Consider the following 13,307-nt stretch of genomic DNA (forward strand, 5'->3'; position numbering starts at 1 on the left):
CGAAAGGACGATTCCGCCCGGTTCATGCGGTGGGCGTGGTCGGCGGGGTGGCATTCTGGGAGGCGGCCGTCGTAAGGAGACCAGTGATGACGCAGCCCGCGTTCCGCCGCACCCCGCTCACCACGGACGAAAGGGCCCGGAGTGAGGCGGGCTTCGTGCCGCTGGTCGTCGAGCACCTCACCACCCACGGGCGGTTCCGGGTGAGCGCCGACACGCCCGAGATGGTGGAGCTGTTCCAGGCGGTCGCGCGGCAGGCGGGCGAGAGGCTGGGGCGGCCCGTGGTCAGCTACGCCAACGGCCGCTACATCGTGATCACTTTCGCCGACGAACCGGCTGAACTTCGTCCAGCAGGCCCATGACCAGGGCGTTGACCTCGTCGGGCCGGTCCAGCGGGGCCAGGTGGCCCGCGCCGGGCACGACGGCGTAGCGGCCGCCGGGGGCGAGCGAGGCGGCGCGGCGGACGACGGCCTCGTTCACGGCGGTGTCGTGCTCGCCGTGCACCCACAGCGACGGCACCGCGAGCCGGTGCAGGTGCGGCAGGTGGTTCAGCCGCATGCGGCGCGGCCCGTACGCGGTGATCTGCCAGTCGTCCAGGGCGGCCTCGCCGTGCGCGGCGCGGGCGCGCGCCTCGGCCTCGGTCATCGCCATCACCTCCGCGAAGTCGCGCGTACGCTCCCCTTCGGTGAGCGCGTCGACCATGGAACGCCGCAGGTAGGCGGAGGAGGCCAGCCACTTCATGGTCCAGCGCAGCGCGGGCCGGGAGCGCAGCGCGAGCCAGGTGACGAACTGCCAGGGGCGCACGTCGTCCAGCGCGCCCGGGTTGACCGCGACGAGCGCGCTGACCCGTTCGGGGCGGGTGAGCGCGTAGCCGGTCGCGAGGCCGCCGCCCATCGACAGGCCGACGAACGGGGCCCGGGCGACGCCGAGCCGGTCGAGCATGTCGTCGAGCACGCCTTCCAGCCGCTGCTGGTCCAGGGTGCCGGTCCAGGGGCGTGAGCCGCCGTGCCGGGGCAGGTCGGGGGCGATCACGTGCCGGGTGCCCGCCAGGGCGGGGATCAGGTGACGCCAGATGAGCGGGGCGACGTCCAGCATCGCGCCGTGCAGCAGGACCACGGGCGGGGCGGCCGGGTCTCCGCTCCGGTGCACGCTGAGCGGGCCGCCGTCGAGTCGCAGCACGGTGGTGGAGGTGGTCATGGTGCTCCCATCTGGGCGTCGAGCCGGTCGAGCAGGGTGTCGTGCGCCCGGCGCACCGCCGCCGCGTCGGCCCCGGCCGGGTCGAGCTCCCAGCCGGCGCTGATCAGCGCACTCATCTCGCGTACGGCCCGCGCGAGCCGCTCGCGGGGCAGGTCGCCCAGCACGGGGGCGGCGTTGATCAGGCCGACGGAGAAGACGGACATCACCAGCGAGGCCGCGTCGGGGTCGACGTCGCCGCGCAGCAGCCCGGCCTCGCGCAGGTCGCTCGCGTAGCCGGTCAGCCAGTCGAGGCGCGGCCCGTACCGTTCGGGGCCCTTGTCGCGTACGTAGTCGCCGAGGACGGCCGTGTCGGCCAGGTAGAAGGCGAGCATGAGCTCGTCGGCCAGCAGCGCGTCCATGCTGATGCCGTACAGCTGGGACAGCGTGACGGGGCCGTCGTGACGCTCGACGCGCCCGCGCACGGCGGCGGCCAGCTCCCGCATGGAGCGCGCCAGCACGGCGTCGAGCAGCGCCTCCTTGGAGGGGAAGTCGAGGTAGACGGCGCCCTTGCCGATGCCGGCGCGCCGGGCGATGTCGGCGATGGTGGCGCGCGGGTAGCCCTTCTCCAGGATCACGGCGCGGGCGTGGTCGAGGATCACCGCGGCGCGGTCGGGGATCGTGGGGCGTGGCATGCGGCCTCCCGGGATCGAGGTAGTGACCACACTAGCAGTTCTGGTCACTACCGCCGATCCCGGGAGGCCGGCCCGGTCAGTAGGAGCGGCCGAAGATCACCCGCTTGCCGTAGGCGGCGGGCCGGCCGCAGCGCACGCAGACGCCGCTCTCGGCGGCCCCGTCGAGCGGGACGCACCGGGGCGTCGCGCCGGTCTCGGCCTTGATGTCGTCCTCACAGGCGGGCTCGCCGCAGTGCGGGGCCAGCGCCCAGCCCGAGGCGACGGCATCGGTGAACGAGCCCCAGTCGCCGGCCGCCCGCGTGTGGGCGTCGCGGAACTCGGTGGCCCGACGCAGCAGGAACGCCTGGAAGTCGTCCAGCACCCCCGGCAGCACCTCGGCGGCCGAGTCGAGAGGGATCGGCTGCTTGCCCTCGTCGCCGAGCCGCTTGACCATGACCACCGTGCCGGACTCCAGGTCACGCGGCCCGAGCTCCAGCCGGACCGGCACCCCGCGCAGCTCCCAGTCGTTGAACCGGTAACCCGGCGACAGGTGGGCGCGGTCGTCGACGTGCACCCGCACCCCGGCCGCCCGTAGCCGCCCGGCGAGGTCGCGGGCCGCGGCCGGCACCTCGTCGCCCCGGCCGATCGGCACGATCACCACCTGGTGCGGCGCGAGCCGGGGCGGCAGCACCAGGCCCTTGTCGTCGCCGTGCGTCATGATCACGCCGCCGATCATCCGGGTCGACATGCCCCAGGACGTCGTGTGGCAGGTCTCCTGCCTGCCCGTCTCGGCGGTGTAGCGGATGTCGAACGCCTCGGCGAAGTTCGTCCCCATGTAGTGGGAGGTGCCCGCCTGGAGCGCCTTGCCGTCGCGCATCATGGCCTCGATGGTGAACGTGCGTTCCGCGCCCGCGAACCGCTCCCCGGCGGTCTTCTCGCCCGGCACCACCGGCAGCGCCGCGATGTCGCGCGCCACCTCGGCGTAGAGGTCGAGGGCCAGCATCGTCTCGCGCATCGCGTCGTCCCGGTCGGCGTGCGCCGTGTGGCCCTCCTGCCAGAGGAACTCCGTGGTGCGCAGGAACATCCGGGGCCGCATCTCCCAGCGCACCACGTTGGCCCACTGGTTGAGCAGCAGCGGCAGGTCGCGGTGGGAGGAGATCCACTTGGCCATCATCTCGCCGATGATCGTCTCGGAGGTCGGCCGCACGATCAGCGGCTCCTCCAGCTCCTTGCCGCCCGCGTGGGTGACGACCGCGAGCTCCGGCGAGAAGCCCTCGACGTGCTGGGCCTCGCGCTGCAGGTAGCTCTCCGGGATCAGCAGCGGGAAGTACGCGTTCTCGTGACCGGTGTCCTTGATCCGCCGGTCCAGCTCTCCCTGGAGCAGCTCCCACAGCCGGTAGCCATACGGTCGGATGACCATGGTGCCCTTCGCCGGCCCCCGGTCCACCAGCTGGGCCTTGGCGACCAGCTCGTTGTACCAGGCAGAGAAGTCCTCGCTCTGAGGTGTCACACCGCGTTCATCACGTCCCATCCACAGAGGATATCGGGCGCTGTCCAGGGATTTTCGGCGTTCCGGCCCGCTGCTAGGGTGCCCGCATGGCGGTGCCGGAACGGCTGGCCTGGGCCGTCGACACGCTCGACGTCCAGGCGGGCGAACGGATCCTGGAGATCGGCTGCGGCCGTGGCGTGGCGGTCGAGCTGGCCTGCGACGCCGGAGCCACGGTCACCGCGATCGACCGCTCGGCCACGATGATCGAGGCCGCCCGGCAGCGCAACGCCCACCACGTCGCCGCCGGGCGGGCGATCCTGCGGACCGCGGCGCTGGCCGACGCCGACCTGCCGGAAGGCGCGTTCGGCAAGGTCTTCGCGGTCAACGTCAACGTGTTCTGGACCGGCGTCCCCGCCCGCGAGCTGGACGTGATCCGCCGGGCCCTGGCGCCGGGCGGCACGCTCTTCCTGTTCTACGAGCCGCCCGGCGCGGCCAGGCGCGACGACCTGCTGGGGCGGCTGCGGCTGGACGGGTTCGCCACCGAGGTGCTGACCGGCGGCGACACCCTGCTGTGCGTGCGCGCCCGGCCCGAGGGTCAGGTCAGCGCGTAGCCCAGCACCTGTTCGTGGACGAGACCCTCGCAGCCGGCCTGGTCGGTGACGAGGTGGTCGCCGCCCGCCGAACGGCACCGGTGCAGGGCGACGGAGCCGGGCACCTGGCTCGTGTGGATGTGGCCGACCGGCCCCATCGCGAACTGGCCCTCGCAGCCCGGGTCACGGGTGAGCATGGTGTGCGCGGCGACCTTGCACTCGTACAGCGGCACGGTGCCGGCCGCCTGGTTGCGCAGCAGCTTCCACACGCGCTCCTGGGTGAAGCCGGGCGGCAGCAGCCGGGAGGTGGCCACGTGCCCCTTGGCCGGGTCGTAGCCGCGCCGGAGCTGGGTGTGCGGCAGCAGCTCGAACCCGCACGACAGCCGGGGCGGCGACAGGTCGGCGCGGTTGGCCAGCGCCCAGGTCGCCCAGGCGGGCTTGGCCGAGCCGTCGGTACGGCGCAGGCCCACGCCGAGGCCGGCGGCCGTCTCGTCCGGGTGGTCGGTCATGCGGTGCCAGATGTAGCTCTCGATGCCCGGGGTGCCGAGGACGTTGCGGAAGCTGTTGCAGAGCTGCGTGGCCTGGGCGGCCTCCGACGAGGGCGACAGGGAGTTGACGCCGCTCTCGGTGAGCTGCACCTGCCAGGCCGAGGGCGTGCCGGGGAACTGCTGCCGCAGCCAGCCCACGAGCACGCCGATGTTGCCGTAGGTGACGCGGGGGAAGTCGTCGGCGGAGAACTGCGGCGCCAGCAGGTTCGGCGGGTACGGGTGGTAGGCGACGCGCCAGGCCCGGTTGCCCGCCCGGGCGGCCAGGCCCTTGAGCACGGTCATGCCCGACAGCATGGCCTCGTGCGCGGCGGGCCGGTCGTAGGCGGTGCCGAAGTAGTGGTCGAGCGAGGTGAGGACCTTGGCGGTGGGCTGCTGGGCCATGACGGCGTCGTAGGCGGCGTTGTACGTGGCGGCGATCGCGTCGAGCCAGGCGGTGGTGTCGCAGGGCGTGCCCTGGCCGCAGCCGATGTCGAACCAGATGTTGCTGTTGACCTCGTTCATGACGACGAAGTCGGCGATGCGGCCGTTGCCGTGCTGCCCGTCGTAGCGCTGGGCGAGCATGCCGGCGAAGCGGCCGTACTCGGCGGGGTCGTTCGGCACGCAGAACTTCTCGAAGCCGGGGGCGTGCGGGGTGCAGGTGCGGCCCTGCCGCGCCCAGGCGGGGGTGCCGTAGACGACGGCGGTGACGACGAGGCCGCGGGCGGTCCAGTCCTTGACGGCGGAGTCGACGGCGGCGTTGACGGTGTAGCAGCGTCCGCCGAACTCCTGGGCGCCCGTGGCGCACGGCGGGGTCCTGACGGTGGGCTCCCAGTCGGACCAGACGAGGTTCATGGCGACGCCGCCGGCGTTGTTGCCGGATATTTCGTTCTTGTCGGGCCAGAAGTCCGGCTGGAGGCCCTTGATGCGGTAGTCGGAGCGGGTCGGGTACGGCAACGCGGCTGTGGCGTCAGCGGGGACGGCGGCGACGAGGAGTAAGAGGAAGGCGACGAGCCAACGCATGGGACCTCCTGGATTTAAACGTCTCAACAATGACGCCCAGAAGGCAGCCCGGCAAGACCCGTTTTCCTGCGGGAATCGGCTTTGAAACGTGTCTAGCCGCTCGTCGACGCCCTGACCATGAGCTCCGGCTGGAAGACGATCTCCTGGTGCCAGTGGCCCGAGTCGCCCCGCGCGTCGGTCAGCAGCAGCTCGGCGGCGGCCTGGCCGAGCTGGTGCTTCGGCTGGCGCACCGAGGTCAGCGCAGGCGACAGCAAGGCCGCGAACTCCACGTCGTCGTAGCCCATGACCGCCATGTCGTGCGGCACCGAGACGCCGCGCCGCTCCAGCCCGCGCAGCGCGCCCAGCGCCACCGTGTCGTTGACGCAGAACAGCGCCGTCGGCCCGCCGCGCGCCGGCAGCCGCTCCAGCGCGGCCTCACCCTCACGCGGGGTGAGCGCGGGCAGCGTGATCTCGGTGATCACCTCGTCGGGGTCGAGCCCGGCCGCGCGCACCGCCTTGACCAGCCCTTCCCTGCGGTCGGCGCACTGCCGCACGATCGGCGGCCCGTTGAGGAACGCGATGCGCCGGTGGCCGAGCGACAGCAGGTGCGCGCCGGCCAGCTCGCCGCCCCGGACGTTGTCGACCGCCACCGCGCACAGCTGGGAGTCGGCGCCCGGCCGGTCGAGCAGCACCATGCCGATGCCGCGCCGGCGCAGCTCGACCAGGTGGGAGATGTCCTGCCCGGCGGGCGTGATGAGGATGCCGGGCACCCGGTGCTGCTCCAGGATCTGCAGGTAGTGGGCTTCCTTCTCGATCGAGTCGCCGGAGCTGCACAGCACGAGCAGGAGCTGCTCCTGCGACAGCCTGGTCTCGATGCCGGGCAGCACCTCGGAGAAGAACGGGTTGCCGATGTCGCGCACCATGACGCCCACCGAGCGGCCGGAGCCGCCGCGCAACTGCCGGGCGGGCGCGCTGGGCACGAAGCCGAGCGCCTTGATGGAGGCGCGCACCCGGCGCAGCGTCGGCTCGGCGACCAGCTCGGGCCGGTTGAGCACGTTGGAGACCGTGCCCACGGACACGCCGGCGTGGGCCGCGACGTCGACCATGCTGAGCCGGCGGCGCTCGGCCGGCCTGTGGATGTCGGTCACCGGGGGAAAGCCCTTCTGGTCACCTGGCTGGAAGCGTCCAGTCTACCTGTTGAAATGTTTCAGCCGACCGCACCGTCGGGCTGGGCCTGGGGGAGCGGGGATTGACGCGGAGACCTCGGGCTGTTTACGGTGCGCAGATATTGAAATGTTTCAACTAGCTTGGGAGTCCAATGCATCTCGCCGTGACCGATCCACGGGTGGAAGGGCTGAGCGAGCCCCTGGGCCTGGACGTGCGCGCGCCCGGCTTCTCCTGGCGGCTCACCGGCCCCGGCCGCGGGCGGGCGCAGAGCGCGTACCGGCTGATCGTGGCGCGCGAGGGCGACCCGGTGGACGACGGGGCCGAGCTGGTCTGGGACAGCGGCGACGTGACCTCGGCCGCGACGTACGACATCCCGTACGGCGGGACGGAGCTGCGGCCGCGGACCCGCTACCACTGGCGGGTCAGGGTGGCCGACGAGAGCGGCGCGTGGTCGGCGTGGAGCCCGGCGCACTGGTTCGAGACCGGGCTGGGCGACGCCGGCGGCTGGACGGCCGGCTGGATCGGCACACCCTCCGTGCCCGGCTCGGAGCGCCTGCCGTCGCTGGAGAACGTGCCGCGCGTCTGGGTGGCCGGGCCGCTCGGCCCGTCGCCGTCGGAGAGCGGGGCGTTCCGGACCCGGTTCACCGTGCCGGGCGGGGCCAGGCCGCTGTCGGCGTCGCTGGTGATCGGCGGCGGCACGGCGGTCGAGGCGTACCTGAACGGCGAGCCGGTCGCGGGGGAGACGCGTGACGGCGCGTTCGTGGCCGAGGCCGGGGACCTGGTCGCCCCGGGCGAGAACGTGCTCGCGATCAGGGCTGACGGGTCCGGGCTGTGCGTGCGGCTGGAGGTCGTGGTCGAGGGCCGGCCGGTGCTGCCGCAGCTCGTGCCGGTGGCCGGGGAGAGCGCGGTGACCGTCACGTCCGGCGGCCGGTGGCGGGCGAGCGACGAGCCCGGCGACGGGTTCGAGCAGCCGGGCTACGACGACTCCGGGTGGTCGCTGGCCGAGGAGGTGGGCCTGCACGGCGACCCGCCGCACGGCCGCGAGCCGATCGGCGACCGGCCCAGCCCCTACCTGCGCCGCGAGTTCGGCGTGCCGTCGCCGGTGCGCCGGGCCAGGCTGTACGCCACCGCGCTCGGCGTCTACGAGATGCACCTGAACGGCACCCGGGTCGGCGCCGACCACCTGGCCCCCGGCTGGACCGACTACCGCCACCGCGTCACATACCAGACCTACGACGTGACGGCGCTGGTGTCGGAGGGGCGCAACGCGATCGGCGCGGTCCTGGCCGACGGCTGGTACGCGGGCCACATCAGCTGGTTCGGGTCCTTCCAGTACGGCAGGCGGCTCGCCTTCCGCGCCGAGCTGGAGATCCTGCACGACGACGGCAGCGTGACGCGGCTGTGCACCGATCGCGACTGGCGGGCCGGGTCGGGCGCGATCCGCTACGCCGACCTGCAGAACGGCGAGCGGCAGGACCTGGCCGCCGAGCCGCTCGGCTGGACGGCGGCCGGGTTCGACGACTCCGGCTGGGCGCCGGCGGTGCCGGTGAGCCCGCCCTCGGGCCGCCTGACCGCCGCCGTCGCGCCGCCGATCCGGGTGCACGAGGAGCTGGAGCCCGTGGCCGTGTGGGAGCGGCGGCCGGGCGTGTGGATCGCCGACTTCGGGCAGAACCTGGTCGGCTGGGTCCGGCTGACCGGCCGCGCCGGGCGCGACCGGCCGGTGGTGCTGCGCCACGCCGAGGTGCTCGACCACGAGGGCGGGCTGCACCTGGCCAACCTGCGCTCGGCGCGGGCGACGGACGAGTTCCTGCCGCGCGGCGACGGGGCGGAGACGTTCGAGCCGCGCTTCACCTTCCACGGCTTCCGCTACGTCGAGGTGTCGGGGCTGCGCGAGGCCCCGGCGGAGCTCACCGCCCGGGTGGCCCACGCCGCGATGGAGCCCGCGGGCGAGTTCGTCTGCTCCGACGAGCGGCTGGACAAGCTGCAGCGCAACATCGTGTGGGGGCAGCGGGGCAACTTCGTGGCCGTCCCCACCGACTGCCCGCAGCGTGACGAGCGGCTGGGCTGGACCGGCGACATCTGGGCGTTCGCGCCCACCGCGCTGTTCAACTACGACGCCGCCGCCTTCCTGCGGAGCTGGCTGGCCGACGTGGTCGACGCGCAGGCCGACGACGGCGCGGTCACGCACGTGGCGCCCGACGTGCTGTCGGGGCGCGGGCTGTCGCCCAACGCCAAGGAGGCGGGCTCGCCCGGCTGGGGCGACGCGCTGGTGATGCTGCCGTGGGCGTTGCACCGGCTGCGCGGTGACGCCGGGGTGGTCGCCGCCTGCTTCGAGCCGATGCTGCGCTGGCTGGCGTACCTGGAGCAGCGCTCCGACAGCGGCGTCTTCCCCGAGGAGGGGTTCGGCGACTGGCTGTCGATCGGCGCCGAGACGCCCAAGCGGCTCGTCGGCACCGCGATCTTCGCGCTGTCGGCGCGGCAGCTCGCCGGGCTCGCCGCCGCGCTCGGCCGGGACGAGGACGAGCGGGCCTGCCTGGAGCTGTACGGGCGCGTCCGGCAGGCGTTCCGCGCGGCCTTCGTCGAGGGGCCCGGCGTGGTGGCGAGCGGGACGCAGACCGCGTACGTGCTGGCCATCACGGCCGGGCTGCTGGAGGAGCACGAGCTGCCCAGGGCCGCCGCGCGGCTGGCCCGCGACATCGAGGCGCGCGGCGGCCACCTGTCGACGGGCTTTCTCGGCACGCCGTTCCTGCTGGACGCGCTCACCTCGACCGGGCGGCTGGACGTGGCGTACCGGCTGCTGACGCAGGACACGTTCCCGTCGTGGCTCTACTCGGTCGTGCACGGCGACGCGACGACGATGTGGGAGCGCTGGGACTCCTGGAGCCACCACCGGGGGTTGCAGGACCCGGGCATGAACTCCTTCAACCACTACGCGTACGGGGCCGTCGGCGACTGGATGTACCGGACGGTCGGAGGGCTGGCCGCCGGATCGCCCGGCTACGCCGACGTCGTGGTGCGCCCGCGCCCCGGCGGCGGCATCACGTGGGCGCGCACCGCGCACCGCACCCGGCACGGCCGGGTGGAGGTCGCCTGGCGGCAGGGGGACGACGGCTTCGCGCTGGACGTGGTGCTGCCGCCCGGCACGCGCGGCGAGGTGCACGTGCCGGCGTCGCCCGAGCGGGTGAGCGAGGGCGGGGCGCCCGTGGCGGAGTCGCCGGGCGTGCTGTTCGACCGGCCCGGTGACGAGGGCGGGTCGGTCTTCCGGGTGGGCTCCGGCACGTACGCGTTCCGGACGTTTTAACGTTTCACCGTGGCCGCCCGTACATCCCGAAATGTCGGGTTTGAGGCAGCCACGGTGAACAAACCGTTATCCCAGGCTATTGACACAAATAGAGGGGATCGCGAGACTCGAAACGTGTCTGAAACGTTCAAATCAACGCAGGACACGGCAAGGTGAGAGGCAGTTCCATCGTGACCAGCACAAAGGCGCGCCGCCGGCTCCCGTGGGGCGTCTATCTTGTTCTCCTCCCCACGTTCGCCCTGCTCGCGGCGTTCGCGTACTACCCCGCGCTGAACGGCATGGTCCACTCGCTCTTCGAGTGGCGGCCGGGCTTCGAGTCGCCCTTCGTCGGTTTCGAGAACTACCTCACGATGCTCGGCGACGACCTGTGGTGGGCCTCGTTCCGCAACATCGGCGTCATCTTCGTCTGGGCCGTCACGCTCATGTGGGTGTTCCCGCTGCTGGCCGCCGAGCTGGTGATGTCGCTGTCGAGCGAGCGGCTGCGCTTCGTCTTCCGCACGCTGCTCATCCTCCCGCTCGCCTTCCCCGCGGTGGTCAACGTGCTGCTGTGGCAGTTCATGTACGACCCGCGCGACGGCGTCATCAACAGCCTGCTGCGCGCGGTGGGACTGGACGGGGTGGCCGCCAACTGGATCGGCGACCCCGACACCGCGCTGGTCGCGCTGATGACGATCGGCTTCCCCTGGGTGGCGAGCCTGCCGTTCCTGGTCTTCCTGTCGGCCCTGCAGAACGTGCCCGCGGAGATCTACCAGGCCGCCGAGGTCGACGGGGCCGGGCGGCTGCGCCGCTTCTGGAGCATCGACCTGCCGATGATGCTGCGCGACGTCAAGCTGCTGTTCGTGCTGGCGGTGATCTCGGTGCTCCAGTACGGCATGCAGGCGCACATCATGACCAAGGGCGGCCCCGACAACGCCACCCAGGTGCCGGTGCTGCGCATGCTCGACGCCGCCTTCCTGGACACGAGCTGGGGCTACGCCGCCACGCTCGGCACCGTGCTGTTCGCGCTGACGCTCGGCGTGAGCCTGGTCTCGCTGGTTCTCGGCAGGAAGGCGGGAGCGTGAGCCGCACGCGCAGGACCAACCTGGTGGCGGGCGCGGCGCTGTCGGTGCTCGCCTTCGCCGGGCTGTTCCCGTACCTGTTCATGCTGGCCGCCTCGGTCAAGGACAACGAGCAGTTCTTCGCCAGCTACTGGTCGCCGGCCTGGCCGGTCCACCTGGACAACTACGCGGTGGCCTGGGAGCAGGTCAGCCCGTACCTGTTCACCTCGTTCGTGGTGGCGGGGCTGGCCATCGCGGGCACGCTGGTGCTGGCCCCTGCCGCCGCGTTCGTCTTCGCCCGCTACCGCTTCCCGGGGCGCGGCGCGCTGTTCGGGCTGATCGCGGCGCTGCTCATGGTGCCGTCGATCACCAGCCTGATCCCGCTGTTCGTGCTGATGCGCGACCTGGGCATCCTGGACAGCCGGCTGGTGCTGATCATTCCGCACGTCACCGGCAACACGGTGTTCGGGATCGTCATCATGCGCACCTACATGGCGCAGATCCCGGAGGAGATCTTCGAGGCGGCGCGGGTGGACGGGGCCGGCGGCGTCCGCCTGTTCCTGGCCTTCATGCTGCCGCTGGCCCGGCCGGTGATCGGCACGGTGGCGCTGATGACCGTGCTGGGCGTGTGGAACGACTACTTCTGGCCGCTGCTCACCGTGCAGACCGACGAGTTCCGGACGATCCCGGCCGGCCTGGCGTTCTTCGCCAACCAGAACGTGCAGCAGTGGGGGCCGCTGTTCGCCGGATACGTGCTGGCCAGCCTGCCGCTGCTGGCGCTGTTCACGTTCCTGTCGAAGTGGTTCCTGGCCGGCATCCAGGGCGGCATCGTCTCCGGCAAGTGAGGTCATGCGGTTGTTTGAAACGTATCAACCACGAAAGGACCCAGCTCTCATGAGAACACCCCCCAAGAGCGGGCTGGCGGGCGCCGCCATGCTGCTCGCCCTGACAGGCTGCGGCCTGCTGGGCACCGGCGACAAGGGCGCGACCGGCGCCGACGGCAAGGTCACGATCACCCTGGCCGGCCCCAACCAGTGGAACTCCAGCGGCAGCACCTTCGGCCCCGCCTGGGAGGCGATCGTCGACTCCTTCGAGAAGCGCGAGCCCGGCATCGAGGTCAGGACCCAGGTGCTGCCCCTCGACGGCTTCTCCCAGACGATCACCACCCAGCTCGCCGCCGGAACCGCGCCCGAACTCGTCTTCAACCAGCCGCCGCACAAGGCGCACGAGGTGCACGCCCTCGACGCCGAGCTCCAGAAGCCCAACCCGTACGTGCCGGGCAACCAGCGCTGGCTCGACGTGTTCAAGAAGGACTACTTCGGCCCCGGCGTCGCCAAGGCGCTCAGCAAGGAGAGCGGGAAGCTGGAGTACATCCCGTTCAACCTGGTCGCGATCGGCCTGTTCTACAACAAGGACGCCTTCGCCAAGGCCGGCCTCGACGGGCCGCCGGCCACCTGGGAGGACTTCAGGAGCGCCTGCAAGAAGCTGAAGGACGCCGGCTACGACCCGGTCGCGCTCGACAAGGGCGGCATGGCCGTGGGCTGGACCTGGGAGTCGATCAGCACCCAGCTCGTCGACAAGTACCACGACGAGTGGAACTTCTTCGACGCCACCGGCAAGCCCGGCAAGGCCACCGTCGCGCCCCTGGTGACGGAGAAGTCGCTCAGCAAGGCGATCAAGGAGGGCACGCTCAGCACGAAGACGCCCGAGGTCGCCGAGGCGCTCAAGCTCTACAAGGAGTTCTTCGACTGCGGCACGCCCAACTGGACGGGCGTGGCCGACGGCGGCGCGACAGTCGGCTACCGCGACTTCGTGGCCGGCAAGGCGGCCATGTCGTGGGGCACCGACTTCGCCGTCGAGGCGCTGAAGGCGGACGCGAAGTTCCCGCTGGCCACGATGCCGTTCCCGACCATCACCAAGGCCACCACGCCGCTGTCGAGCGACGCCCCGGCCCGCTACGGCGCCTCGATCGGCGGCACCAGCTACATGATCCCGTCGACGGTCAAGGGCGAGAAGTACGCGGCGGCGGTCAAGTTCCTGCAGTACATGAGCTCCCCGGCGATCAAGCCGTGGCTGGACGCGACCGGCGGCCTGCCCGCGATCGAGGGCGTCGAGCCGTCGCCCGAGACCGCCGGGCTGCTGGAGGGCGAGTGGGGCAAGACGTTCCGGGTCACCGGGCTGCCCGGCGGGCCCGAGGGGACCTCGTTCCGCGACGTGTTCGACGGCTACCTGCTCGGCGAGCGGTCGCTGGAGGAGGAGCTGGACGACCTGGCGAAGTGGTGGGACCGCGGCGTCGAGGCCGGCATCAAGAAGAACGCCTGGGGCGACGAGGACTGGGCGAAATAGGAGGAGA

At 72.2% G+C, this 13,307-nt stretch carries 11 protein-coding genes; 6 read left to right on the forward strand and 5 right to left on the reverse strand.

Features of this window, described 5'->3' with window-relative positions:
* Positions 1–86 precede the first annotated feature (86 nt).
* The gene (locus tag AB0G11_RS14315; RefSeq protein ID WP_219500250.1) at positions 87–359 is read left to right on the forward strand and encodes a hypothetical protein; all 273 of its coding nucleotides are present in this window, start codon (positions 87–89) and stop codon (positions 357–359) included.
* On the opposite strand, the gene AB0G11_RS14320 is transcribed toward AB0G11_RS14315, so the two are convergent.
* From AB0G11_RS14320 to proS, 3 genes are all read right to left on the reverse strand, one after another.
* Complete coding sequence (locus tag AB0G11_RS14320; protein ID WP_357586180.1) at positions 313–1,194, reverse strand: alpha/beta fold hydrolase; 882 nt, start codon at positions 1,192–1,194, stop codon at positions 313–315. The genes AB0G11_RS14315 and AB0G11_RS14320 overlap by 47 nt on opposite strands.
* Positions 1,191–1,865 (reverse strand): TetR/AcrR family transcriptional regulator, encoded by a 675-nt coding sequence (locus tag AB0G11_RS14325; protein ID WP_219500254.1) that lies wholly within the window; start codon positions 1,863–1,865, stop codon positions 1,191–1,193. Before AB0G11_RS14325 ends, AB0G11_RS14320 begins: the two co-directional genes overlap by 4 nt.
* Positions 1,866–1,941: 76 nt before the next feature.
* The gene (gene proS / locus AB0G11_RS14330; RefSeq protein ID WP_357586182.1) at positions 1,942–3,375 is read right to left on the reverse strand and encodes a proline--tRNA ligase; all 1,434 of its coding nucleotides are present in this window, start codon (positions 3,373–3,375) and stop codon (positions 1,942–1,944) included.
* Between the two features lie 65 nt (positions 3,376–3,440).
* Here proS and AB0G11_RS14335 point away from each other — a divergent pair, with 65 nt between their 5' ends.
* Positions 3,441–3,944, forward strand: coding sequence for a class I SAM-dependent methyltransferase (locus tag AB0G11_RS14335; protein WP_357586184.1), 504 nt, complete (start codon positions 3,441–3,443; stop codon positions 3,942–3,944).
* On the opposite strand, the gene AB0G11_RS14340 is transcribed toward AB0G11_RS14335, so the two are convergent.
* Both AB0G11_RS14340 and AB0G11_RS14345 read right to left on the reverse strand, forming a co-directional pair.
* A complete protein-coding gene (locus AB0G11_RS14340) occupies positions 3,929–5,470 on the reverse strand; it encodes a DUF5722 domain-containing protein (protein WP_357586186.1) in 1,542 nt (513 codons plus the stop codon). The two genes, AB0G11_RS14335 and AB0G11_RS14340, sit on opposite strands and share 16 nt — an antisense overlap.
* Before the next feature lie 92 nt (positions 5,471–5,562).
* Positions 5,563–6,597 carry a LacI family DNA-binding transcriptional regulator gene (locus tag AB0G11_RS14345; protein ID WP_308125604.1) on the reverse strand — a complete coding sequence of 345 codons (1,035 nt, stop codon included), beginning with the start codon at positions 6,595–6,597 and terminating at the stop codon, positions 5,563–5,565.
* Between the two features lie 182 nt (positions 6,598–6,779).
* On the opposite strand from AB0G11_RS14345, the gene AB0G11_RS14350 reads away from it, so the two are divergent.
* The 4 genes from AB0G11_RS14350 (at position 6,780) to AB0G11_RS14365 (ending at position 13,300) form a co-directional block, all read left to right on the forward strand.
* A complete protein-coding gene (locus tag AB0G11_RS14350) occupies positions 6,780–9,917 on the forward strand; it encodes a glycoside hydrolase family 78 protein (protein ID WP_357586188.1) in 3,138 nt (1,045 codons plus the stop codon).
* 170 nt (positions 9,918–10,087) lie between these two features.
* Positions 10,088–10,978: a sugar ABC transporter permease gene (locus AB0G11_RS14355; RefSeq protein WP_308125605.1), complete on the forward strand. Its 891-nt coding sequence runs from the start codon at positions 10,088–10,090 to the stop codon at positions 10,976–10,978.
* Positions 10,975–11,799 carry a carbohydrate ABC transporter permease gene (locus tag AB0G11_RS14360; RefSeq protein WP_219500261.1) on the forward strand — a complete coding sequence of 275 codons (825 nt, stop codon included), beginning with the start codon at positions 10,975–10,977 and terminating at the stop codon, positions 11,797–11,799. Before AB0G11_RS14355 ends, AB0G11_RS14360 begins: the two co-directional genes overlap by 4 nt.
* Positions 11,800–11,848: 49 nt before the next feature.
* Positions 11,849–13,300: an extracellular solute-binding protein gene (locus AB0G11_RS14365; protein ID WP_219500263.1), complete on the forward strand. Its 1,452-nt coding sequence runs from the start codon at positions 11,849–11,851 to the stop codon at positions 13,298–13,300.
* Positions 13,301–13,307: the final 7 nt, after the last annotated feature.

The sequence above is a fragment of the Nonomuraea sp. NPDC023979 genome (assembly GCF_040639085.1).
Taxonomy (GTDB): domain Bacteria; phylum Actinomycetota; class Actinomycetes; order Streptosporangiales; family Streptosporangiaceae; genus Nonomuraea; species Nonomuraea ceibae.

Coding starts and splice junctions, on each gene's coding strand:
- AB0G11_RS14315 (WP_219500250.1), top strand. CDS start 87: ATGACGCAGCCCGCGTTCCGCCGCACCCCGCTCACCACGGACGAAAGG.
- AB0G11_RS14320 (WP_357586180.1), bottom strand. CDS start 1,194: ATGACCACCTCCACCACCGTGCTGCGACTCGACGGCGGCCCGCTCAGC.
- AB0G11_RS14325 (WP_219500254.1), bottom strand. CDS start 1,865: ATGCCACGCCCCACGATCCCCGACCGCGCCGCGGTGATCCTCGACCAC.
- proS (WP_357586182.1), bottom strand. CDS start 3,375: ATGGGACGTGATGAACGCGGTGTGACACCTCAGAGCGAGGACTTCTCT.
- AB0G11_RS14335 (WP_357586184.1), top strand. CDS start 3,441: ATGGCGGTGCCGGAACGGCTGGCCTGGGCCGTCGACACGCTCGACGTC.
- AB0G11_RS14340 (WP_357586186.1), bottom strand. CDS start 5,470: ATGCGTTGGCTCGTCGCCTTCCTCTTACTCCTCGTCGCCGCCGTCCCC.
- AB0G11_RS14365 (WP_219500263.1), top strand. CDS start 11,849: ATGAGAACACCCCCCAAGAGCGGGCTGGCGGGCGCCGCCATGCTGCTC.